Consider the following 24,425-nt stretch of genomic DNA (forward strand, 5'->3'; position numbering starts at 1 on the left):
GCGGCGCTGCACACGCGGTGCTGGCCTAAAGGACATGATTCTCCGAGTGCAACTGGGCCCCCGCGCGGATCGATCTTGACCGGCCAAGAGAGGACAAGCGCATGGCATCCGTCGAAGGTCTGGGGGAATCGGCATCGGGTTTTGCGGTCGTGGGTTATGCGGCGCGATTTCCGGGCGCCGCCGACGCGGATGAGTTCTGGGACGTCTTGCGGCACGGTCGGGATGCGATATCCGAAGTGCCGCAGGACAGGTGGGATGCCGATGAATTCTTCGACCCCGAGCCGGGTGCGCCGGGCAAGGTCGTCACCCGTCGTGCGGGCTTCGTCGACGACGTAACGGGGTTTGACGCCCCGTTCTTCGGTTTGTCGACGCGCGAGGTCAGGTTGATGGACCCGCAGCACCGGATCTTGCTGGAAACGGCGTGGCGCGCGGTCGAGCATTCGGGCTACGCACCAACGGATCTCGCTGACAGCAACACCGGTGTCTTCGTCGGTTTGGCCACGCACGACTACCTCGGAATGGCCTCCGACGAGCTGACCTATCCCGAGATCGAGGCCTACATGGCCATCGGGACGTCGAACGCCGCCGCGGCCGGGCGGATCAGCTATCGGTTGGGGCTGCAGGGTCCCTCTGTCGCCGTCGACACCGCGTGCAGCTCGTCGCTGGTGGCCATCCATCAGGCGTGCCAGGCCCTGCGCCTCGGCGAATGTGACCTCGCGCTGGCCGGCGGCGCCAACGTCCTGCTCACCCCGGCCACCATGATCACGTTCTCCAGCGCGCACATGCTCGCGCCCGACGGTCGGTGCAAGACATTCGATGCGGCCGCCGACGGCTACGTGCGCGGCGAGGGATGTGGCGTCATCGTGATCAAACGCCTCGAGGACGCGTTGCGCGACGGGGACCGGATTCGGGCGGTGATCCGCGGCAGCGCGATCAACCAGGACGGCGCTTCTGGTGGGTTGACGGTTCCGAACGGGGTTGCCCAGCAACGGGTCATCGCCGATGCGCTCAAGCGTGCCGACCTCGAGCCCCGCGATGTCGGGTACCTGGAAGCGCACGGCACCGGGACATCGCTCGGCGACCCCATCGAGGCCCAGGCCGCGGGAGCGGTACTGGGGACCGGGCGCGAACCCGACCAGCCCCTGCTGATGGGGTCGGTGAAGACCAACATCGGACACCTGGAAGCGGCCGCGGGCATCGCGGGCGTGATCAAGGTGATCCTGTCCCTGGAGAACGAGCTGCTGCCCCAGCACCTCCACTTTCAGAACCCGTCGCCCCACATCCCCTGGGAACGGCTGGCGGTGGAAGTCGTCAAGGAGGCCACGCCCTGGAAACGCAACGGACAACGGCGCATTGCGGGGATCAGCTCATTCGGCTTTGCCGGGACGAACGCTCACGTCATTGTCGAGGAAGCGCCCGAACAGGCGGTATCGGTCCCCGCGGCACCGACCCCGTTCGATGCGCCCGGGGACCGGCGGTTCAGCATCCTTCCGCTGTCGGCCCGAACGCCCGCGGCGTTGATGCGGCTCGCCGACGAATACCGCGTCTGGCTGAGCGCGAACCCGGAGGCCACCCTGGCGGACGTGTGCTTTACCGCCGGGGCGGGGCGGGCGCACCTGGAGCAGCGGGCCGCGTTGGTGGTCAATTCGCGCGAATCCGCCATGGAGCTGCTGGGCGCGCTCGCCGAGGAGCGCCCGGCGCCCGGTTTGTTTCGCGGAGAATCCCATGACACACCGAAGACGGCGTGGCTGTTCACCGGTCAGGGCAGCCAATACCCCGGCATGGCCCGGGAGTTGTTCGACACCGAACCGGTGTTCGCCGAGACGCTGAATCGTTGCGCCGCTGCCGTCGCCGACATTCTCGAAAAGCCGTTGCTGGACGTCGTTTTCGATGTGGACAGCCCGGACAGCGAAGCGACGCTGCAGCAGACCTCCTATGCGCAGCCGGCCTTGTTCGCCGTGGAGCTGGGCCTGGCCCGGCTGTGGCAGTCGTGGGGCTTCGAGCCCGACGTGGTGCTGGGCCACAGCGTCGGCCAGTACTCGGCGGCCTGCGTCGCGGGGGTGCTCAGCCTCGAGGACGGCGCGCTGTTGATGGCCGAACGCGGCCGTCTCTTCGGCAGCTTGCCTTCCGGTGGCCGGATGGTCGCGGTGTTCACCGCGGCCGAGCGGGTCGAGCGGCTGACCGACGAGTCTCCCAGCCTGTCCGTGGCCGCCTACAACGGTGCCAACACCGTATTGTCCGGTCCGGCAGCCGATTTGGAGCGCGCGGTGGCCGCATTGTCGGCCGATGGTGTCCGGTGCGACTGGCTCGACACCAGCCACGCGTTCCACTCGGCGCTCCTGGACCCCATCCTCGACGAATTCGAGGCGTATGCGGGAGGATTCGACTTCGCTGCGCCGCAACGGATTTTGGTCGACAACCGCACCGGAACCGCGCTGGGTCGCAGCGTGAAGCTCGACGGTGCCTACTGGCGCCGGCACGCGCGCCAGCCGGTGCAATTCGCCAAGAGCGTGCGCACGCTTGCCGAGATGAACTGCAAACTGCTGCTCGAGATCGGCCCCCGACCGGTCCTTACCGCCGCGGCTCTCGGCGCGTGGCCCGACCCGGTCACCGCGCCCCGGGTGATCACGTCGCTGCGGCGCAATACCGCTGACCACCGCCAGATCACCGAAGCGGTCGCCGACGCGTATGTGCTGGGCGACCTGCCCGATTTCGCCGCCTTGCGGCGGCTGCACGCGCGAAAGCTCGACCTGCCCACCTATCCGTTCGAGCGCCGTCAATACTGGTTCCGGGACGATCGCGAGCGCCCCGAGCAACCCGGGGACACCGGCGGACCGCGAACCGAAGCCGTCCGCCTGCTCGAGGACGGCCGGATCGAGGAACTCGCCGCCCTGCTCGGCGGTGCGAGCGACGACCAGCACACCCTGCGGGTGCTCACCAAGCTTGCGGCGCAACACAATCAACAGCGCACGACCCGGTCCATCGTGGACGACCGCTACGAGATCCGCTGGGACAGAGCAACCTCTCCGCTCTCCGGTGCCGACGTGGACCAGGCAGGCAGCTGGATCGTCGTCTCCGATGGTGCCGACGCGGTCCGGCCGTTGGTCGACCTGCTGGCCGCGCGCAACCAACCGCACCAAGTGGTCGGGTTGCCGGCGTCCGACGCCGACGAGGAACGGCTCGCGGAAACGTTGTGCGCTGCGGCAACCGACGATGCAGCGTTACGCATCGTGCATGTCGCGGCCCTGGAAGCCGGGGCCACACCGTCGATGCGGTCACTGTTGCGGATGCAACACCGGATCCTGGGCGGAACGCGGCGGGTCTTTCGGGCGGCGGTGGCCGCCGAACTGCGCAGCCCCATCTGGATCGTGACCCGCGGCGCGCAGCGCGTCGCCGACACGGACACGGTGGCGCCGCATCAGAGTTGCCTGTGGGGATTCGGCCGAGCCGCCTCGCTGGAACTCCCGCACGTGTGGGGCGGACTCGCGGACCTGTCAGGGGGCGGCGACAACGCGGCCGACGAATGGTCTGCGCTCGTCGACCGGATCGCCGCGCCGCACGGCTCGGCCGTCCGGGAAGACCAGCTCGCGCTGCGTGATCGGGCGGTCTACACACCCCGGTTGGCGCGGCGCTCTGCGCCGCCGAGCGGGACACCGCTGCACCTGCGCGGCGACGCAACGTATTTGGTGACCGGCGGGCTGGGCGCGATCGGACTGGAGATCGCCGGCTACCTGGCCGCGAATGGCGCCCGGCATCTGGTGCTGACCGGCCGGCGGGATCCCAGCGATGCCACGCAACAGCGCATCAACGCCCTGGGCGAACAGCACGGGTGCCAGATCCGCGTCGTGGCCGCCGATGTCGCCGACGCGCACGACGTGGCACGCCTGCTGGCAAGCGTGCAGGCCGAGCTGCCACCACTGGCCGGCATCGTGCACGCCGCGGGCGAGATCGGCACCACCCCGCTGAGCGCGCTGCAGGACGCCGAGGTCGATCGCGTCTTCGCCGGCAAGGTCTGGGGCGCTTGGCATTTGAGCGAGGCGGCGGCCGACCTCGATCTCGACTTCTTCATCAGCACCTCCTCGATCGCCTCGGTGTGGGGCGGCTTCGGCCAGACCGCCTACGGCGCCGCGAACGCCTTCCTCGACGCGCTGGCCTGGCGCCTGCGCGGGCAGGGCACCCTCGCCGTCAGCGTCAACTTCGGGCCGTGGTCGGCGGGCATGGCCGACGCGGAATCCCGCGCCCGACTCGATCAGCGCGGAGTCCGGACGCTGTCTCCCGCCGATGCGCTCGCGGGTCTGGCCGATGCCGTGGCCGCTGCGGCGGGGCAGGGCCTCGCGCAGGGTGTGGTGGCCCGCATCGACTGGGCCCGCTTCTTGCCGCTCTATCAGCAGGCGGGAAGGCGGGCGTTCCTGGCGGAGTTGGAACGCGAGGTGCCCGGCCTGACGAGTACCGCGGGGCCGTCCGCGACCGTCGCGGGGAAGACCCCGTTGGTGGAGCGGCTCACCGGTGCCCCGGTGCAGCAGCGCAAGAAACTTCTGACCGACTACCTGCGGGACGCGGTGGCGGAGGTGACGCGCGTCGATGCCGCGGAGATCCGGGAGGACGCAGGCTTTTTCGATCTCGGCATGGATTCGCTGATGGCCGTCGAATTGCGGCGCCGCATCGAACAGGGGGTGGGCAAGGAGATCCCGGCCACCCTGGCGATGGATCACCCACGGCTGTCCGACGTGGCCGACTACCTGCTGCGCGACGTGCTCGAACTCGGCGACCCGGGGTCGCCGAAACCGAGACCGCAGCCGGCATCGGTCGTGACGACGCGCACGGATGAACCGATCGCGATCGTCGCGGTGTCCTGCCGTTTCCCCGGCGCACCCGACCCGGAAGCGTTCTGGGAGTTGCTGTCCGACGGGGTCGATGCGATCCGCGAGGTCCCCGAGGACCGCTTTGACATCGACGAGTTCTACGACCCCGATCCGGACGCAGCGGGCAAGACCTACACGCGGTTCGGCGGCTTCCTCGACGAAATCGACGGGTTCGATCCCGAATTCTTCGGCATCTCACCCCGCGAGGCCGTCTGGATCGAGCCGCAGCAGCGGCTGATGCTCGAAACCGTGTGGGAGGGCCTCGAAAGGGCGGGGTACGCGCCGGCCGCCTTGCGCGGCAGCCCAACCGGGATTTTCGTGGGCGTGGCGGCCAACGAATATGCGCACCTGTTGTCCTCGGAGTCGATCGACAAGATCGAACCCCACTTCATCACCGGCAACGCGCTCAACGCCATCTCCGGCCGGGTCGCCTTCGCGCTGGGATTGGAAGGACCGGCGGTGGCGATCGACACCGCATGCAGCTCGGCGTTGGTCGCCGTCCACCAGGCCTGCCAGGCGCTGCATTCCGGTGACTGCGACATGGCACTGGCCGGCGGCGTGAACGTGTTGCTGAGTCCGGTGACGGTCGTCGCGGCATCCCGCGCGCGGATGCTTTCGCCCGTCGGGCGCTGCAAGACCTTCGACGCCTCCGCCGACGGTTACGTGCGCAGCGAGGGCTGCGGGATTCTCGTACTGAAGAGGCTGAGCGACGCGGAGCGCGATGGCGACCGGATCTGCGCGGTCATCCCCGCCAGCGCGGTCAACCAGGACGGGGCGTCCAGCGGTCTGACGGTGCCCAATGGTGGTGCGCAGCAACGGCTTATCGGCTCGGTGCTGGCGCGCGCCGGCCTGGCCGGCGGGGACGTCGACTATCTCGAGGCGCACGGGACGGGCACCCCGCTCGGTGATCCGATCGAGGTACAGGCGGCCGCGGCCGCCTACGGGGATGCCCGCGACGCGGACCGGCCGCTGCTGATGGGCTCGGTGAAGACCAACATCGGGCACACCGAATCGGCTTCCGGCGCAGCCGGTTTGATCAAGGTCGTGTTGTCGCTGCAGCACGAGGTCTTGCCGCAAAGCCTGCACTTCGACGAGCCGTCGCCGCACATCCCGTGGGATTCGCTGCCGGTGCGGGTCGTGGACACGGCGATGCCGTGGCGGGCCAACGGCAGACCGCGGCGCGCCGGGGTGAGTTCCTTCGGGTTCACGGGCACCAACGCGCACGTGCTGGTCGAGGAGGCGCCGGCGAGAGCCGCCTCCGCCGACCGGCACCCTGCCGACGACGCCGCGACGGAGTCGACGGGCCAGGCCCGGGATGGACAGCCGAGCGTGCTGGCGCTGTCCGCGCGGTCACCGGAAGCGCTGGTGGCGTTGACGTGGCGCTACCAGAAGTGGCTGACCACCCACCCGGACGCGGATCTCGCCGAGGTGTGCCTCACCGCCGGAACGGGCCGCTCGCACTTCGAACACCGCGCCGCGCTGGTCGTGGACTCGGTCGAGGGTGCGCGCGAGGCGCTGGCCGAATTGGCCGAGAATCGCCTGCGACCCGGCGTCGTGCGGGGCGAGCACACCCACCACCCGACGACGGCGTGGTTGTTCACCGGCCAGGGCAGCCAGTACCCGGGCATGGCGCGTGAATTGTTCGACACCGAGCCGGTTTTCGCCGACACCGTGACACGTTGTGCCGACGCGGTCGCCGAGATCCTGCCGCATCCGTTGCTGGAGGTGCTGTTCGCCACCGATCGCGAAACGGGAGGCGAAGCCGGGCAAAGGCTGCGGCACACGTCCTTTGCGCAGCCGGCGCTGTTCGCCGTCGAGATGGGCCTGGCCCGGCTGTGGCAGTCGTGGGGGATCCAACCCGATGTGGTGCTGGGGCACAGCGTGGGCCAGTACGCGGCGGCATGTGTGGCTGGCGTGTTCAGCCTCGAGGACGGCGCCCGGCTGATGGCCGAGCGCGGCCGGATGTTCGGCAGCCTGCCCGAAGGCGGGCGCATGGTGGCGGTGTTCGCCGACGCCAAGCACGTCGAGCAGGCTGCCGGCGAATTCCCGCGAGTGTCGGTCGGGGCGTACAACGGGCCCAACACCGTGCTGTCGGGGCCGGGCGAGGACCTCGAGCAGATCGTCGCCAAGTGCGGTGACGAGGGGATCCGCTGCACGTGGCTGCAGACCAGCCACGCCTTCCACTCGGAACTGTTGGATCCGGTGCTCGACGAATTCGAGGCGTACGCGGCGCAATTCCGGTTCGCCGCCCCGACGATGCCGCTGGTGTGCAACCGCACCGGCGCCGTGCTGACGACCCAGACGCCGCTGGACGCGCAGTACTGGCGTCGGCATTCCCGGCAGCCGGTGCAGTTCGCCGAAAGTGTGCGCACGGTAGCGGCGCTGGGTTGCTCGGTGCTGATGGAGATCGGGCCGCAACCGGTACTGACGGGCGCCGCGGTGCAGGTCTGGCCGGAGCACCTGTCCGCGCCGCGCGCGATCGTCTCGCTGCGCAAGGGTATTGGCGATCGGCGCCAGATCGCCGACGCGCTGGCCGCGGCCTACGTCGGCGGGCTTCGCCCCGATTTCGCTGCGCTGCATGGTCAGCCGCGTCGCACGGTCGAGTTGCCCACTTATCCGTTCCAGCGCCGACGCTTCTGGCCGAAGACGTCCGGCATCGCCCTCGACGGCGGGGCCGGCCCGTCCTCGGGCATTCTCGGCAACGCGAAGGACCTCGCCTCCGGCGACTCGGTCTACACCAGCAGGCTGTCCGTCAAATCGCAGCCGTGGCTGTCCGATCACGTCATCTACGGGACCGTCGTCGTCCCCGGGGCTACCTACGCGGCGATGGCCTTGGCCGCGGTCGGCGCCCCGGCGCGGGTGAAGGACGTCTTCTTCTACGAGCCGATCATCTTGCCCGAGAAGAGCTCTCGCCGAGGTGCAGCTCACCCTGCACCCGCTGCAGGACGGCGGTGTATCCACGTTCCAAGCGCACAGCCGCCCGTACGGTGAACGCGGCGCCGAATGGTCGCTGAACGCCGAGGGCACCGTCAGCGCCGGCGCGGATGACGAGCCGGCAGCCAAGGGTGATCCGATCGACGAAACGGTCGAGCGCCTGAACCGCATGCGCCCGCAGGAATTGTTCGAGACCTTCGCCGACCTGGAGCTGGCGTGGGGGCCGACTTGGTCGGGGTCCCTGAAGTCGCTGTGGCTCGGCGAGGGTGAGGCGATCGGCGACATCCTCGTCGGCGAAGAACTCGCCGAGCAACTCGGCAGCGAACCGATGCATCCGGTGCTGATGGACCTGTGCACCGGTGTCGCATTCCCGGCCTTCCCCGCGCTGCTCGCGGCCGAACAGGGCGTCAACGATCTGTTCCTGCCGCTGCGCTACGGCCAAGTGGCGTTGCGGGAGAAGATGCCTCGGCGGTTCTACTGCCGCGCGAGGTGGCACAGCAGCGAACTCAACAGCGAAACCCAGGTCTTCGACCTCGATTTCGTGGACCGGGATGGCCGTCACCTGGGCGGGATTCGCGAGTTCACGGTCAAGCGCGCACCGCGCGAGGCGCTGCTGCGGGGCCTGGGTGGGGACGCCACCCGGCTGCTCTACACCCTCGGCTGGCACGAGGTGCCGCCACCGGCGAGCGAAGAAGCCGGCGAGCCCGCCGGCACCTGGCTGATCGCCGGCTTCGACGAACTGGCCGCCAAGGTCCCGGGGTGCATCCCGCTCGACCGCGCCAACGATCCGGATCCGTTGGGGCAGGTGCTGACTCAAGCCCACGAGCGCGGGTTGCCGTTCGCCGGTATCGTCTGGCGCAGCACGGCGCCGAACGGGGAAGAGTCGAGCGCGGACGTCACGGCGCGCCTCGAGACCGAGATCGCCAATCTGCTCAGCGCCGTGCACACCGTGCAACGCGGGGAGGTGAAGCTGCCCGGCGGATTGTGGATCGTCACCGAGCGTGCGGTGGCCACCGAATCCGGCGAGCCCGTCGACCCGGTGCAGGCGGCGCTGTGGGGCTTCGGCCGCACCACGATCAACGAGGAACCGGCGCTGCGCGCCAAGCTCGTTGATTGCGACGGCTCACCCGAGGCCGTGCACGCGCTGGCCGCGCTGCTGGGCACCCCGGACCCGTCCCTCCAGGAACCGGAACTGGCCGTGCGGCAAGGAAAGCTGCTGGCCTCGCGGTTGTTGCCGTGGGCGCGCAGCGGTCATCTCACGGTGCCCCGCGGGCGCGACTTTGCCCTGGCGCCCACCGAACGCGGCGCGATCGACAACCTGCGGCTGACCGAGGCGGAGGTGCCCGCGCCGGACGAGGGCTACGTGCAGGTCCGGGTCGAGGCCGCGGGCCTCAACTTCCGCGACGTGCTCAACGTCCTCGGCCTCTACCCGGGCGATCCCGGACCGATCGGCGGCGACTTCGCCGGCGTCGTCACCCAATTGGGCGCCGGCGTCACCGGAGTCGAAGTGGGACAACGTGTCTACGGCTCCATGCAGGGCGCGTTCTCCAGCCGGTTCAACGTGCCGGCCCAGTTCCTGGCGCCGATCCCCGATGGGGTGAGCGCGGTCGAGGCGGCCACCATTCCCGCCGCGGCGCTGACGGTGCGGCTGTCCTTTGACTGGGCGCAGCTGAAGCCCGGTGACAAGGTCCTCATTCACGCCGCCAGCGGCGGTGTGGGCCTGGCGGCGGTCCAGATGGCGCAGCGGTTCGGTGCCGAAGTGTTCGCCACGGCGAGCACCTTCAAGCGTGCGACGCTGCGCAAGATCGGCGTGAAGCACGTCTACGACTCGCGGACAACGGATTTCGCCGATCAGATCCTGGCGGACACCGGCGGTGCCGGCGTGGATGTGGTCCTCAACTCCCTGACCAGCGAGGGGTTCATCGAGGCGACGCTGAAGGCCACCGCCCAGAACGGCCGCTTCGCCGAGATCGCCAAACGCGACATCTGGACACCCGAGCAGATGGCGCAGGCGCGTCCCGATATCGCCTACGAGATCGTGGCGTTGGACACGGTGATGTTCACCGAACCCGATCGCATTCGCGACTTGCTCACCGAGGTGTCGCAAGGTCTGGCCGACGGCGAGTGGACGCCGCTGCCCGCCGAGATCTATCCCCTGACCGAGGCGAGGGCCGCGTTCCGCCGCATGCAGCAGGCGCGGCACATCGGGAAGATCGTGGTCCAGATTCCGAATCCGCTGCAGCCGCGGCCCGATCGGAGCTACCTGATCACCGGCGGGCTCGGCGCGATCGGTCTGCACACGGCGTCGCATCTGGCCCAACTCGGCGCCGGAGACATCGTGCTGACCAGCCGGCGCGAGCCCGGTGCGGACGCGCAACGGCTGATCGAGGAGATCACCGAGCGCTACAAGTGCCGCGTCCACGTCTTCACCGCCGACGTTCGCGACGAGTCCGAGGTGGCGGGTCTGCTGGAGCGCATCCGGTCGGAGTTGCCGCCGCTGGCCGGTGTGGTGCACCTGGCGGGCGTGCTCGACGACGCGCTGCTGTCGCAGCAGACCGTGGAGCGATTCCGAACGACACTGTTGCCCAAGGCGATCGGCGCCTACCACCTCGACAGGCTGACGAAGGACGACGAGCTGGACTTCTTCATCGTGTCGTCGTCGGTGTCGAGTTTGTTCGGTTCGCCCGGCCAGTCCAACTACGCGACCGCCAACGCGCTGCTCGACGGCCTGGTCGCGCAGCGACGGGCGCAAGGCTTGCCCGCCACGGGGGTCAACTTCGGTCCCTGGGCTCAAGGGGGCATGGCGTCTTCGGAGGCCGCGACCGCCAATATCAGTGCGCAGGGCCTGATTCCGCTGGAACCGTCGGCCGCGCTCGGCGCCCTCGCCGAGGTCGTCGCGAACGGCACCGGCCAGGCCACCGTCCTCAAGGCCAACTGGCAGCGTGCCGCGAAGGTGCTGGGCAGTTCGCGTCCGCCGATCCTCGATCTGGTGTTGCCCAGTGCCGCCGGGGAGGTGACCGGTGACAGCGAGTTGCTCAAGCAGCTGATGGAGATTCCGGTGCCCCAGCGTGCCGGTTTCGTGACCGAATTCCTGCAGCGCGAGGTGCAGAACTTCCTGCGACTCGCGTCGCCGCCCGCCGCGAGCAGCCGGTTCTTGGACCTGGGCACGGATTCGCTCATGGCCATCGAGCTCCGCAACCGGCTGCACAGCCAGTTCGGCGGCAAGTTCACCATCAACGCGACGGCGGTCTTCGACTATCCGACCATCGGGGGGCTCGCCGAGTATCTCGTGGCCCAGCTGCCCGATGCGGAACCGGAACCGGTCGAGGAGGCGTCGTAACATCCGGCGCCGGCGCGTCGGCGCGAACTTGGACTTGTGGCGCGGAAAGCCGGCGTGTCGGCCCAACAACTCGACGTTCGGCCGGTCACGCGCTCAGTCGCTGATGTCGAATCCCGCGTTGATCTTGGTCGGCCGCACCCGCACCACGAGCTCGCCGGGCGAGGAGTTGCGCCGGCCGAACTCCTCGGCGCGCTCGGCGCCCATGTACCGGGCGCCGGTGCGGGTGGCGATGTCCAGCACGTCCGCGGGGTCTTCGCTCACCGTCGCCACGCCCTGAACCTGGACGAACGAGTAGGGCGGGTGCGGGTCGTCGACGCAGATCACGACGCGTGAATCACGCGCTATCGCACGCCCTTTCGACGTGTCACGGCCGGTGTTGAAGGCCAGCTGACCCTCGTCGACGACGAACCACACCGGGGTGACCAGCGGCCGGCCGTCGGCGGCGACGTACCCCAGCATCCCGGTGCGGGTGCCGGCCGACAGAAACTCGATGACCCTGTCCGACAGCTCGGCCATGGGTCAGAGGCGGACAAGCTCGTAGTCGCCGAGCCGGTCGATCAGGTTGTGCAGGTGCTCACCGGAGGTGCCCAGCGTGTGTTCGATGGCGGTGAGCCGGGCGGCGTAGTGGCTGATCGGGTACTCCGCGGTCACGCCGATGCCGCCGTGCATCTGGATCGACTCCTGCGCGATGTGCCGGCCCGAGCGGCCGATCTGCAGTTTCGCGCGCGAGGCGATCACCGGATCGAGGTTGCCGTCGGCGATCGACATCGCCGCGTACAGGCTCATGCTGCGGGCCAGTTCCAGCGACACGTACATGTCGGCGGCCCGCTGTGTCAGCGCCTGGAATTTGTTGAGCGTGACACCGAACTGCTTGCGGGTCTTGAGGTAATCGGTCGTCAGGCGCAGCGATTCCTCCATCGCCCCGAGCGCCTCGGCGCACAGCGCCGACTGGATGCGGATGATGGCGTTGCGGATGGCGCCCGACGCGTCGGCCGCCTCACCCAGAGGTTCGGCGGCGGCGGAGTCGAGGTCGATCTGGGCGCCGCGCTGCCCGTCGAAGGTGCGGTACGGGTGCCGTGTCAAAGTCTCTTCGGCGCCCGCGTCGACCAGGAACAGGCCCGTGCCGCCGTCGGGCAGGGCGGCGCTGATCACCAAGGTGTCGGCGCAGTCCCCGGCGAGCACCGGGTTCTTGCGGCCGCTCACCGTCCACGAATCACCTTGCTGCGCAGCCTTGGTGGCCAACTCGGCGGACGGCCTGCGTTGGCCCGGCTCGAGGTGGGCGAAGGCCAGCAGCCGTTGCCCGGACGCGACCTCGTCGAGCAGCTGCTTCTGATCCTGGCTGCCCAGCTCGGCGATCAGCGCACCCGGTCCCAGCGCGGCGTGCAGGACGGGTTCGGGGGCCAGCCGGCGCCCGATCTCGGTCAGCACCACCGCGATCTCGATCTGGCCGGACTCGTCGGGCTCGAATCCCAGCCCGAGGATCCCGGTGTCGGCGAGCTGGCTCCAGACCTCGCGGCTCCAGCCCAGATCGGAGCCGATGACCTTGTTGCGGCTTTCCGGGTCATAGGTGCGCGCCAGCAGGTCGCGGGTGGTGTCGCGGAGCAGGGACTGCTCGTCGCTCAACTGAAAGTCCATGGCTGCCTCACAATCCCAGAATGGTGGACGCGATGATATTGCGTTGCACTTCGCTGCTGCCGCCGTAGATCGACGTCTTGCGGTAGTTGAGGTAGTGCGGCGCACTGTGCTGGGCCCAGGACGGCGACGAGATGTCTTCGCCGTTGGCCGGGAGCGCATCCGGCCCGGCGACCTCGACGAGCAGTTCGGTGGCGATCTGCTGCAACTGGCTGCCGCGCAGTTTGAGCACCGACGAGGCCGGGTTGGGCTGCCCGTTCGCGGAGTCGGTGACGACGCGCGACTGCGTGAGTTCCAGTGCGAGCAGCTCGTTTTCGGCTTCGGCCAGCCGCGCCGCGAACAACGGATCGTCGAGCACCCCGGTGGCCGCGGCGTGCTTCTTCACCTCGGCGAGACGCACCTTGGTCCGGCCCACGCCGGCGATGCCGGTGCGCTCGTTGCCCAGCAGGAATTTCGCGTACGTCCAGCCCTTGTTCTCTTCTCCGACAAGCTGATTGGCCGGCACGCGGACGTCTTCGAAAAACACCTCGTTGATCTCGTGGCCGCCGTCGATCGTCTTGATGGGCCGCAGCGTGATGCCCGGCGTCTTCATGTCGAACAGCAGGAACGAGATGCCGGCCTGGCGCTTGGGCGCCTGCGGGTCGGTGCGGACCAGGCAGAAGATCCAATCCGCGTACTGGCCGAGGGTGGTCCAGGTCTTCTGGCCGTTGACGACGTAGCTGTCGCCGTCGCGGACTGCGGTGGTGCGCAGCGACGCCAGGTCCGACCCGGCCTCCGGCTCGGAGAACCCTTGGCACCACCAGATGTCGAGGCTGGCCGTCGGGGGCAGGAAGCGTTGTTTGACTTCCTCCGAACCGAATTCGGCGATCACCGGGCCCACCATCTTAGTGTTGAAGTTCAGCGGCTCCGGGACGCACGCCAGCTGCATCTCGTCGGCCCAGATTTGGTGCTGGGTCGGCGTCCAGTCCTTGCCGCCCCACTCGACCGGCCAGTTCGGTACCGCCAAACCGTGTTCGTGCAAGATTTTGTGGCTGGTGACGATGTCGTCGCGGTTCACTTCCGCCGAGCCCTGGCGCACCCGGTCGCGCAACTCCTGCGGGATCTTGGTCGTGTAGATGCTGCGGAGTTCGTCGCGGAACGCGGCTTCCTCGGGTGTGAGCGCCAGTTGCATGGCAGCCTCCTGTCGTGTCGGGGTGACCGTGGCGACCCGCCGCCCAAAGCCGATTTCTGGCGATGCTGGTCGTTCGCTCAACCTCCATCTTGACCCATCCCGTGCGAGCCCTGTGCACAGCCTCGGGTTAATCCACAGATCGGCCCGGAGGCGTCCTTCGGCGGGGCGGTTGCGGCTGCGGTCGGACCTACGGTCGGCCCATGCGAACAGAACTTCCGGCGGAGCGCCTGCAGCGGCGGCTCCGCGCCGAACCGGATGCCGATGCGGCTGCCGGGGATTCCGGGACGACGTCGGCCGAGGACTCCGCGGACGACGACCAGAACTCGCTGCTGCCGCGCTGGCTGCCCGACGCGTCCCACGATCGGGGCTGGGTGGCGAAGGTGCGCGCCGACCCGGGACGCGCGGGCGCCATCGGGTTGGCGATCGTGGCGGCGCTGGCCGTGCTGGTCACGGTGTTCACGTTGGTGCGCGACCGGCCGGCGCCGGTGATGTCGGCCAAGCTGCCGCCGGTGGAGAAGGTGTCGACGGCGAGCCCGCGCTCCTCGGCGAGCCCCGCCGCCGAACCGGACCACCCGGTGGTGGTCAGCGTGGTCGGCCTGGTGCACACCCCTGGGCTGGTGACCCTCGCGCCCGGCGCCCGCATCGCCGACGCGCTGCAGGCCGCCGGCGGCGCGGTGAACGGCGCCGACACCATCGGACTGAACATGGCGCGACCGCTCGGCGACGGCGAGCAGATCGTGGTCGGTCTCGCTCCCGCGCCGGGGCAGCCGACGGCGCTGGGCAGTTCGGTCGCCTCCGGATCGACGCCCACGTCGAAAGCGCCGCCCCCGCGGCCGGGGTCGGGATCGGTCAAGCCGAAAGCGGGCGAGGCGGTCAACCTCAACACCGCGACCGTCCAGGAACTCGACGCGCTGCCGGGCGTCGGGCCGGTCACCGCCGCCGCGATCGTGGCGTGGCGGCAGGCCAACGGCAAGTTCACCAGCGTGGACCAGCTCGCCGATGTCGAGGGCATCGGGCCGGCGCGGCTGGAGAAGCTACGCGCCCTGGTCCGTGTCTGACCCGGGTGCATCACCCCGCGTTGGGTGCCCCGCCCGGCGCCCGAGTCGATGTGCGCCTGGTGCCGGCGGCGCTGACCTGCTGGGCGGTCACCGCCGGCGGGATCTGGTGGCCGATCGGGCGCGCCCTCGCCTGGTGCTGCGTCGTGTTGATCGGCGCCTCGGCAGCGCTGGCGTGGCGCGCGCGAGACCGTCCCGCTGCAGGGACGCGGTTACGGGCGATCAGCGCCGCGCTCGCGGCGATCGGCGTCGTGGGGGCGGGTTTCGGGTTCGCAATCGCGCTGCGCGCCGACGCGGTCGATCACCACCCGATCGCCGCGGTGTACGGCATGACCGCCGCGGTCACGGTCACCCCCACCGAGAGCCCGGTGTCGTTGGGTAGCGCCCGGTTGATGTTTCGGGCCACCCTGCAACGCCTGCGGGACGACGAGACCTCCGGGCGGGTCGTCGTTTTCGCGCGCGCCGCGGATTTCGGTGGGCTGATGGTGGGACAGCCGCTGCGGTTCAGCGCGCGCATCGGCCGCCCGATGCGGCGCGATTTGACGGTCGCGGTGCTCAACGCGTCGGGCCGGCCGACCATGGGCGCCGCGGGCGCCGTGCAACGGGTGGCGCACAGCGTGCGCAGCCGGTTCTCCGCGGCGGTCCGCGAGGCGTTGCCCGGCGAGCAGGCCGCGCTGCTGCCCGCGCTGGTGCTCGGCGACACCTCGGCGGTGTCCAGCGACATGGGGCGTGACTTCCGCGCGGCCGGCATGACGCACCTGATGGCGGTGTCGGGGGCCAACGTGACGATCGTGTGTGCCGCCGTGCTGTTCTCGGCCCGATTGGTCGGCCCCCGGACGGCCGTCGTCCTTGCCGCGCTGGCTTTGGTGGCCTTCGTCATCGTCGTGCAACCGACCGCCAGCGTGTTGCGCGCCGCGGTGATGGGCGCCATCGCGTTGGCGGGCATGCTGTCTTCGCGTCGGCGCCAAGCCATTCCGGCCCTTGCCGCCACGGTGCTGCTGTTGTTTGCCGTCGCCCCGCAGCTGGCCGTCGACGTCGGGTTCGCGTTGTCTGCGCTCGCCACGGCCGCGCTGATCGTCGTCGCACCGGTCTGGTCGCGGCGGCTGACGGCCCGAGGTTGGCCCAAGCCGCTGGCCGATGCGCTGGCCGTCGCCTGGGCCGCGCAGATCGTGACCGCGCCGCTGGTCGCGGCGATCTCCGGCCGGTTCAGCGTGGTCGCCGCCGCCGCCAACCTCGTCGTGGCGGCCGTGATCGCGCCGATCACGGTGTTGGGCACCGCGGCCGCGGCACTCTGCCCGCTATGGCCGGCCGCCGCGCGGCTGCTCATTCGCTTCACCGGCCCCGAGTTGTGGTGGGTGGCCGGCGTGGCCCGCTGGGCGGCCGGCCTGCCCGGGGCGACGGTGCCGGTCCCGGAGGGCACGCCCGGCACGATGCTCGTCGGTGGTGTGACCGTGCTGGCGATCGTGCTGTGGCGGTGGCGCCCGTTCCGCCTCGTCTCGGGAGTGGCCGCGCTGGCCGGGCTGGCCTGGGCGCTGTCCGGGATCGTCGGTCGGCCGTGACACCATCATGGGGTGAGCGAGGTTTCGCCGTTGCACCTGGTGCTGGGAGATGAGGAGCTGCTGGTCGAGCGGGCGGTGGCCGACGTGCTGCGGTCGGCGCGGAAACGGGCCGGCAACGACGCGGACATTCCGGTCAACCGGATGCGGGCGGGTGACGTCAGCACCTACGAGCTCGCCGAGCTGCTGAGCCCCTCGCTGTTCGCCGACGAACGCATCGTCGTGCTGGAGGCGGCCGGCGAAGCGGGCAAAGACGCTGCCGCAGTGATTGTTTCGGCCGCGACCGACATGCCGGCGGGCGTCGTGCTGGTGGTGGTGCACTCGGGCGGCGGGCGGGCCAAGGCGCTGGCCACCGACCTGCAGAAGCTCGGCGCCCAGGTGCACCCGTGCGCGCGGATCACCAAGCTCAGCGAACGCATTGACTTCGTCCGCAAGGAGTTCCGCGCCCTGCGCGTCAAGGCCGACGAGCAGACCGTGACCGCGATGCTGGACGCGGTCGGCTCCGACCTGCGCGAGTTGGCGTCCGCCTGCTCCCAATTGGTCGCCGACACCGGCGGGGCCGTCGACGCCGCCGCGGTGCGGCGCTATCACAGCGGCAAGGCCGAGGTGAAGGGCTTCGACATCGCCGACAAGGCGGTGGCCGGCGACATCGAGGGAGCAGCCGAGGCGCTGCGCTGGGCGATGATGCGAGGGGAGCCCTTGGTGGTACTGGCGGACGCCCTGGCCGAGGCGATCCACACCATCGGCCGGGTCGGACCGCTGTCGGGCGATCCGTACCGGATGGCGTCGCAGCTGGGCATGCCGCCCTGGCGGGTGCAGAAGGCCCAGAAACAGGCCCGGCATTGGTCGCGCGACACGGTGGCCGCGGCGATGCAGGTGGTCGCGGCGCTCAACGCGAACGTCAAGGGGGCGGTGGCCGACGCCGACTACGCCCTGGAATCCGCGGTCAGGCAGGTTGCCGAGCTAGCCGCCCAGCGCGGACGCTGAGGCCGGGCCTCAGAGCTTGTTGAGGGCCTGCGCCAGCGCCGACTTCTTGTTGGCGGCCTGGTTCTTGTGAATCACGCCCTTGCTGGCGGCCTTGTCCAGCTTGCGGTTGGTCGACACCAGCAACTCGGCGGCCTTCTCCTTGTCGCCGGCGCTGGTGGCCTCGCGGAACGCGCGGACGGCGGTGCGCAGCGACGACTTCACCGACTTGTTGCGCAGGCGAGCGCGCTCGTTCGTCTTGTTGCGCTTCTGCTGCGACTTGATGTTGGCCACGCTCGAGTTCCTTCTTCGATCAGACGTTTGGTTGGGGCGCCGGAAATCACCACAGCGATTGCCCAGGTTATCAGTGAGTTACGTTTTCTCCCAAAACGGGAACACGTCGGCTGCCAGAACATCGATTTGAGGCAGCATCTGAACAGTGAGTCTGACGAACCAGCTTGAGGAGACCAGGCGGGGTTTTCGCGCTGCGCGTTCTGAGCGGATTTTCGGCGGATACAACACATCCTCGGACGCCTACGACATGGCCTTCGACGAGATGTTCGACGCCCAGGGCGCCGTTCGTGGCCCCTACAAGGGCATCTACGCCGAACTTGCGCCGTCGGACGCCTCGGAGCTCAAGGCTCGCGCCGAAGCGCTCTCGCGCGCGTTCCTCGACCAGGGCATCACCTTCTCTTTGTCGGGCCAGGAGCGGCCCTTTCCGCTGGACTTGGTGCCGCGGGTCATCTCGGCCGCCGAGTGGGCCCGGCTCGAACGCGGCATCACCCAGCGGGTCAAGGCGCTCGAGATGTACCTCGACGACATCTACGGCGACCAGGAAATCCTCAACGACGGGGTGATCCCGCGCCGGTTGGTCACCTCGTGCGAGCATTTCCACCGCCAGGCGATGGGCATCGTCCCGCCCAACGGCGTCCGGATCCACGTCGCCGGCATCGATCTGATCCGCGACGAAAAGGGCAATTTCCGGGTCCTCGAGGACAATCTGCGCTCGCCGTCGGGCGTCTCCTATGTAATGGAGAACCGCCGCACCATGGCGCGCGTCTTCCCGAACCTGTTCGCCACGCATCGCGTGCGTTCCGTCGACGACTACGCCTCCCACCTGCTGCGGGCGCTGCGCAACTCCGCGGCCACCAACGAGGCCGACCCGACGGTGGTGGTGCTGACCCCGGGCGTCTACAACTCGGCGTATTTCGAGCATTCGCTGCTGGCCCGTCAGATGGGCGTCGAGCTGGTCGAAGGGCGCGACCTGTTCTGCCGCGACAACCAGGTGTACATGCGCACCACCGAAGGGGAGCGCCAAGTCGACGTCATCTACCGGCGCATCGACGACGCCTTCCTGGACCCGCTGCAGTTCCGCGCCGACTCGGTGCTCGGGGTGGCCGGCCTGGTCAACGCCGCCCGCGCCGGAAACGTCGTCATCTCCAGCGCGATCGGCAACGGCGTCGGCGACGACAAACTCGTCTACACCTACGTGCCCACCATGATCGAGTACTACCTGGGCGAGAAGCCGCTGCTGGCCAACGTCGAGACGCTGCGCTGCTGGCTCGACGACGAACGCGAAGAGGTGCTCGACCGGATCGACGAGTTGGTCCTCAAGCCGGTCGAGGGATCCGGCGGCTACGGCATCGTGTTCGGCCCGGAGGCCTCCGAGAAGGAGTTGGCGGCCGTCGCCAAAAAGATCCGCGACGATCCGCGCAGCTGGATCGCCCAGCCGATGATGGAGCTTTCGACGGTGCCGACGCAGGTCGGCAGCGCGCTCGCCCCCCGCTACGTCGACTTGCGTCCGTTCGCGGTCAACGACGGCAACGACGTCTGGGTGCTGCCCGGCGGCCTGACCCGGACGGCGCTGGTCGAGGGGTCACGGGTGGTCAACTCCAGCCAGGGCGGCGGCTCGAAGGACACCTGGGTGTTGGCGTCGCGGGCATCAGCCGGCGACCACGAGCTCGAGGCGGCGGAGGTGGTGCGCGCGTTGCCGACCTCCATGCCCGACCCCATGCTGGACGACTCGCCGCGGCTGGCCTCGCAACAGCCGCAACCCACCGAACGGCCCGTGCGCGAGCAGCTCGAACAGCAGCAGCAACAACGGGCGGTGTTCGATGCTGGCACGTAACGCCGAGGCGCTCTACTGGATCGGGCGCTACGTCGAACGCGCCGACGACACCGCGCGGATTCTGGACGTTGTCCTGCACCAGTTGCTCGAGGATTCCAGCGTCGACCCCGATCAGGCTTCGCGCCTGCTGTTGCGGGTGCTCGGCATCGATCCACCGGATCATGAACTCGACGTGTGGTCGTTGACCGATTTGGTGGCCTACAGCAAAAACGCCCAGGGCGGCTGCTCGATCGTCGACGCCATCACCGCGGCCCGCGAAAACGCGAAGTCAGCGCGGGAGGTGACGTCCAGCGAGATCTGGGAGTGCCTCAACACCACCTACCACGCCCTGCCCGAACGCGAGCGCGCCGCCAAACGCCTTGGGCCGCATGACTTCCTGTCGTTCGTGGAGCGGCGGGCGGCGATGTTCGCCGGGCTGGCCGACTCCACGCTGTCGCGCGACGACGGGTATCGCTTCATGGTCTTGGGCCGGGCGATCGAGCGCGTCGACATGACGGTGCGGCTGTTGCTGTCGCGGGTCGGGGACAGCGCCTCGTCCCCGGCATGGGTGACGCTGCTACGGTCGGCGGGCGCGCATGACACCTATCTGCGCACGTATCGCGGTGTGCTCGACGCGGGGCGGGTGGTCGAGTTCATGTTGCTCGACCGGCTGTTTCCGCGTTCGGTGTTCTACTCGCTGCGGCTGGCCGAACACAACCTCGACGAACTGGTCCGCAATCGGCAGAGCCGGATCGGGGCGACCGCCGAGGCCCAGCGGTTGCTCGGGCAGGCCCGCAGCGAGTTGGAGTTCGTCCAGCCCGGGGTACTGCTCGAGACGCTGGAAAGCCGGCTGGCGGGCCTGCAGCGCACCTGCCACGACGTCGGGGAAGCCTTGGCGCTGCAGTACTTTCACATCACGCCGTGGGTGGCGTGGTCGGACGCCGGTCAGCGCCCCCGACTGGTCAGCAGGAAAGAGGACGGCTGATGTGGCGGCTGCGGGTGGTGCACACCACGGGGTACGCCTACCAGTCACCGGTGACCGCCTCCTACAACGAAGCCCGGCTGACGCCGCGGTCGAACAACCGCCAGAACGTCATCCTCAACCGCGTCGAAACCATCCCGGCAACCCGGTCCTACCGCTACATCGACTATTGGGGTACCGCGGTGACGGCGTTCGATTTGCACGCGCCGCACACCGATTTGACGGTGATGTCCTCTTCGGTCGTGGAGACCGAACGCGCCGAGGCCCCGGCCACCGAGGTGGGCTGGGACGACCTGCGCTCGGATGCCGTGATCGATCGCTTCGACGATTTGCTCCGCCCCACCGGGCATGCCCCCGCCAGCAAGCGGGTGGCCTCGGTGGGCAAGAAGATCAGCAAAACCCACGCGCCGGCCGAAGCCGTTGTCGCCGCGGCCCATTGGGTGCGCGACGAACTGGACTACCTGCCGGGAACAACCAGCGTGCACTCGTCGGGGCTGGACGCGCTCAAGGCGGGCAAGGGTGTCTGCCAGGACTTCGTACACCTGACGCTGATGTTGTTGCGCGGCATGGGGATTCCCGCGCACTACGTTTCGGGATACCTGCATCCCAAACGCGACGCCGTCGTCGGGGACACCGTGGAAGGGCGCAGTCACGCCTGGATCGAGGCGTGGACGGGCGCCTGGTGGAGTTATGACCCCACCAACGACACCGAGATCACCGAGCAGTACGTCGGCGTGGGTGCGGGTCGCGACTACGCGGATGTTTCCCCGTTGAAGGGCATCTACTCCGGAGAGGGCGCCACCGACCTCGACGTGATCGTGGAGGTGACCCGGCTCGCCTAGGGGCCGGTATGCAGCGCTACCGTGACGTGCGATTGGCCCGACGCGCTAGGTAGCCCGACGCAGAGGCGCGAACGGCGAGCGGGTGCGCGATACCGTTTGGCAATGAACGGTATCCGCGAAACCGGGCCCCTGACGGCGCTGTCCCTGCTGTGCGTCGGGCTGCTCTTCGGGGGGATCGCGATCGGCGTCGGGATCGGCGGTGTCATGCCGTTGCCGTACGGCCCCGTCGGCGCGGTGGCCGCGTACGTGCGGGCCCAGCCAACCGCCGTGCGCGTCATGGCCGTTGCGACGTTCGCGTCGGCGGTCCCGCTGGCGGTCTACGCGGCGACGGCCGCCGCACGGGTGAGGCAACTCGGCGCCGGCCCCGCGGCGGCCGCGATCGCGCTTACGGCCGGCGCCTTGGCCGCCGGCGCGCTCGGCTTGGCCGGCGTGCTGGGTTGGGCGATGTCGTGGCCGGAAGTCAGCGCCGACACCGCCGTGGCGAGAGCGCTGTACTTGCTCGTCTTTCTCACCGGCGGCCCGGCCCACATCGTGGCGTTGGGCCTGTTGGTGGCCGCGATGGCGGCGCCCGGGGGGAGTGCTGCCCCGCCCGCTCGCCCGGGCCGGCCTGGCGACCGCCGTCCTCGCCGAATCGGCGGCCGGCGTTTTGATCTGGCCCGCGCTGGGGGTGCTGTTGCCGGTCGCCCGGGTGGTGGCGCTGACCTGGCTGGTGGTGGCGGGTGTCGCGATTACCCGTGCGGCGCAACGCGATTCGTCGTCCCGGTAGGGCGTCAGGTGGGCGCGTCGACCTGAACTCGGTGCAGGTCGTCGCCGAGCTCGATGCGCCCACCGAACTGCTCGGCGGCCAGCGCCCGCCACTGCTCTTCCTGGCCGGGCACCAGCGCGGGCACGTAGTGCGTCATGACCAGGGTGCCGACGCCCGCGCGGGCGGCGGTCGCCGCCGCCTCTTCCACCGAGGAGTGGTAATCGCAGATGTCGACGAGCCGCTGCTGCGGGATGGTGGCGACGATGTCCTTGCGGATCACGGTGTGCACCAGGGCGCCGGCCCCGGCCGCGAGCTCGTCCAGGCTCGCGCACGGCACGGTGTCGCCGGCCAGCACCACCGATGCCCCCTCGTATTCGATGCGGAACCCGATGGTCGGGGCCACCGGCCGGTGATCGGTGGCGCCCACCCGGATCGATACGCCGTCGCGGTCCCACACCGGACCGTCGGTGTATTCGTGGACCTCGACGGCCGGCGGCGCATTCAGATCGGCGTGATGGGCGATGCGGTAGCCGATGTCGTGGTGAAACGCCTTCAGCGTCGCCTCCACCAGTTCCGCGGTGCCGGGCGGACCGATGATGGGCAGCGGCGCGGGATCGGGGGTGAAGGTGCTGATCCACCGCGTGATGAGGACGTCGCCGAGGTCGCCGACGTGATCGCTGTGAAGGTGAGTGAGGAGCAGCGCCGACAAGCCGGCCGCACCTACCCCGACCGCCGCCGCGCGCTGCAGCACCCCGCGCCCGCAGTCCGCCAAAAACACCTGCCCGCCGGCCCGCACGAGGGTCGACGGCCCGGCCCGGTTCGGGTCGGGGATCGGACTTCCGGTGCCCAGCAGAGTGACCTCGATCATGGCCCTATCTTGCAGGTCCCCGCGGTTTGCGGTGGCCCGATCGAACGATCCGGCAGGCCGGCGGCGCTTGGACACGATCTGTGTGCAGGTTCTCTTGGTGGCTTTTCCGCCGCGCGAGTTAGCCGTAGCCTGATGTGAAGCGGATCACAAACCCGGCTGGAGGCCTTGATGCGGATTGCGGACGTCTTGCGGAACAAGGGCGCGGCGGTGGTGACCATCAACCCGGACGCGACGGTTCGTGAGCTGCTGGCGGGTCTGACCGAGCAGAACATCGGCGCCATGGTGGTGGTCGGCGACGAGGGGGTCGTCGGCATCGTGTCGGAGCGCGACGTCGTGCGCCAGCTCCACACTCATGGCGCCAGCGTGCTGTCACGCCCGGTCTCCAAGATCATGACCAGCATGCTGGCCACGTGCACGAAGGCCGACACCGTCGATGCGATCAGCGTGCTGATGACCAAGAACCGGGTGCGTCACGTGCCGGTGTTGGACGGGAAGAAGCTGATCGGCATCGTCAGCATTGGTGACGTGGTGAAGACCCGGATGGAAGAACTCGAGGCCGAGCAGCAGCAGCTGCAGTCCTACATCACCCAGGGCTGACTCGGCGGCGGCTTGCTCAACCCGCCGGCCCCGCTCGCCGAACGTGCAGCAGGGCGATAACTTCGCCGTTTTCTCGCCGCGAGTGCACGCTCGGCGACTTGGCCGACTCAGCGCCAGGAGTAGTCGGCGCGCAGCCGCGCCGCCACGACATCGAAGATCTCGCGATCCAGAATGGCGCCCTCGCGCCGAATGCCCTCTTCGGGCACGTCGAGCACGCGGTCCAGCCGAACCCAACTGGATCGTCCCTCGTAATCCCAACTGCCCGAGCCGATTCCAACCCACTCCGGATCGGCGGCGTGGCGCTCCTGGCTGGAGACCATCAACCCCAGCAGGGTGCCGCGGTCGCGTCCCACGACCAGCACGGGCCGGTCCTTACCCCGGCTGGGATCGTCCTCGTAAACCACCCACGTCCAGACGATCTCGCCGGGATCGGCCCGGCCGTCCAGGCTCGGCGCGTACACGAGTTTGCGGGCCCGCTGCGCGGTGGGCCGACTGTTGCTGGTCACCGGCCGGCCCGCGACCGTCGTGTCGGACGGTGGCGGCGCCGCGGCGGCGATGACGTTCGCGGTGATCCGCACGGCCTGTTGCAACTCGCGCAGGACGGTCTGGGAATTCTGGACGTGCCGGGCCAGCCGCGGGGCACCGTTGAACACCAGATTCTCGGCAAACCGCTGGAACGTCTTCCACTGCGATTTCCGGGCAGACGCCATATTCGCAGCATAGACGCGAGCAATCGGGCGCGACTGTGTCCAAGTAGGTCCGGGCGACGCT

The 24,425-nt window shown here is 69.4% G+C and carries 13 protein-coding genes and 2 pseudogenes; 9 read left to right on the plus strand and 6 right to left on the minus strand.

Features of this window, described 5'->3' with window-relative positions:
* Positions 1 to 101 precede the first annotated feature (101 nt).
* Positions 102 to 11,109, plus strand: a pseudogene (locus tag W7U_RS04350) (SDR family NAD(P)-dependent oxidoreductase); the annotation flags it as partial.
* 120 nt (positions 11,110 to 11,229) lie between these two features.
* Here the strand turns inward: W7U_RS04350 and W7U_RS04355 are convergent.
* The 3 genes from W7U_RS04355 to W7U_RS04365 are packed head-to-tail and all read right to left on the minus strand — an operon-like array spanning position 11,230 to position 13,939.
* The gene (locus tag W7U_RS04355) at positions 11,230 to 11,652 is read right to left on the minus strand and encodes a PPOX class F420-dependent oxidoreductase (protein ID WP_008255252.1); all 423 of its coding nucleotides are present in this window, start codon (positions 11,650 to 11,652) and stop codon (positions 11,230 to 11,232) included.
* Between the two features lie 3 nt (positions 11,653 to 11,655).
* Positions 11,656 to 12,771, minus strand: coding sequence for an acyl-CoA dehydrogenase family protein (locus tag W7U_RS04360; RefSeq protein WP_008255254.1), 1,116 nt, complete (start codon positions 12,769 to 12,771; stop codon positions 11,656 to 11,658).
* A gap of 7 nt (positions 12,772 to 12,778) precedes the next feature.
* Positions 12,779 to 13,939 carry an acyl-CoA dehydrogenase family protein gene (locus W7U_RS04365; RefSeq protein WP_008255257.1) on the minus strand — a complete coding sequence of 387 codons (1,161 nt, stop codon included), beginning with the start codon at positions 13,937 to 13,939 and terminating at the stop codon, positions 12,779 to 12,781.
* A 200-nt stretch (positions 13,940 to 14,139) separates the two neighbouring features.
* Here W7U_RS04365 and W7U_RS04370 point away from each other — a divergent pair, with 200 nt between their 5' ends.
* The 3 genes from W7U_RS04370 to holA are packed head-to-tail and all read left to right on the plus strand — an operon-like array spanning position 14,140 to position 17,537.
* Complete coding sequence (locus tag W7U_RS04370; RefSeq protein ID WP_008255259.1) at positions 14,140 to 14,997, plus strand: ComEA family DNA-binding protein; 858 nt, start codon at positions 14,140 to 14,142, stop codon at positions 14,995 to 14,997.
* 50 nt (positions 14,998 to 15,047) lie between these two features.
* Positions 15,048 to 16,553, plus strand: a complete 1,506-nt coding sequence (locus W7U_RS04375) for a ComEC/Rec2 family competence protein (RefSeq protein WP_008255262.1) — start codon at positions 15,048 to 15,050, stop codon at positions 16,551 to 16,553.
* 30 nt (positions 16,554 to 16,583) lie between these two features.
* The gene (holA, locus tag W7U_RS04380) at positions 16,584 to 17,537 is read left to right on the plus strand and encodes a DNA polymerase III subunit delta (protein WP_085976485.1); all 954 of its coding nucleotides are present in this window, start codon (positions 16,584 to 16,586) and stop codon (positions 17,535 to 17,537) included.
* Positions 17,538 to 17,546: 9 nt separating this feature from the next.
* Here holA and rpsT read toward each other — a convergent pair whose 3' ends face one another.
* Positions 17,547 to 17,807 (minus strand): 30S ribosomal protein S20, encoded by a 261-nt coding sequence (rpsT, locus tag W7U_RS04385; RefSeq protein WP_008255272.1) that lies wholly within the window; start codon positions 17,805 to 17,807, stop codon positions 17,547 to 17,549.
* Positions 17,808 to 17,952: 145 nt separating this feature from the next.
* Here rpsT and W7U_RS04390 point away from each other — a divergent pair, with 145 nt between their 5' ends.
* The 4 genes and pseudogenes from W7U_RS04390 to W7U_RS04405 all read left to right on the plus strand — a co-directional run bounded on the left by W7U_RS04390 (position 17,953) and on the right by W7U_RS04405 (position 22,210).
* Entirely contained in the window at positions 17,953 to 19,641 is a 1,689-nt protein-coding gene (locus W7U_RS04390) for a circularly permuted type 2 ATP-grasp protein (protein WP_020822106.1), read from the plus strand.
* Complete coding sequence (locus W7U_RS04395; RefSeq protein ID WP_008255276.1) at positions 19,628 to 20,605, plus strand: alpha-E domain-containing protein; 978 nt, start codon at positions 19,628 to 19,630, stop codon at positions 20,603 to 20,605. Before W7U_RS04390 ends, W7U_RS04395 begins: the two co-directional genes overlap by 14 nt.
* The gene (locus tag W7U_RS04400; RefSeq protein WP_008255278.1) at positions 20,605 to 21,444 is read left to right on the plus strand and encodes a transglutaminase family protein; all 840 of its coding nucleotides are present in this window, start codon (positions 20,605 to 20,607) and stop codon (positions 21,442 to 21,444) included. The genes W7U_RS04395 and W7U_RS04400 overlap by 1 nt, the downstream gene beginning before the upstream one ends.
* Before the next feature lie 102 nt (positions 21,445 to 21,546).
* Positions 21,547 to 22,210 (plus strand): annotated as a pseudogene (locus W7U_RS04405) (hypothetical protein).
* Positions 22,211 to 22,214: 4 nt separating this feature from the next.
* On the opposite strand, the gene W7U_RS04410 reads toward W7U_RS04405, so the two are convergent.
* Entirely contained in the window at positions 22,215 to 23,057 is an 843-nt protein-coding gene (locus W7U_RS04410; RefSeq protein WP_008255282.1) for a ribonuclease Z, read from the minus strand.
* 168 nt (positions 23,058 to 23,225) lie between these two features.
* Between W7U_RS04410 and W7U_RS04415 the strand changes: the two genes are divergently transcribed.
* Positions 23,226 to 23,654 carry a CBS domain-containing protein gene (locus tag W7U_RS04415; protein WP_008255284.1) on the plus strand — a complete coding sequence of 143 codons (429 nt, stop codon included), beginning with the start codon at positions 23,226 to 23,228 and terminating at the stop codon, positions 23,652 to 23,654.
* A 107-nt stretch (positions 23,655 to 23,761) separates the two neighbouring features.
* Here W7U_RS04415 and W7U_RS04420 read toward each other — a convergent pair whose 3' ends face one another.
* Positions 23,762 to 24,364 (minus strand): type II toxin-antitoxin system PemK/MazF family toxin, encoded by a 603-nt coding sequence (locus tag W7U_RS04420; protein ID WP_008255287.1) that lies wholly within the window; start codon positions 24,362 to 24,364, stop codon positions 23,762 to 23,764.
* Positions 24,365 to 24,425: the final 61 nt, after the last annotated feature.

Source organism: Mycobacterium sp. H4Y, assembly GCF_000364405.1.
Taxonomy (GTDB): Bacteria; Actinomycetota; Actinomycetes; order Mycobacteriales; family Mycobacteriaceae; genus Mycobacterium; species Mycobacterium intracellulare.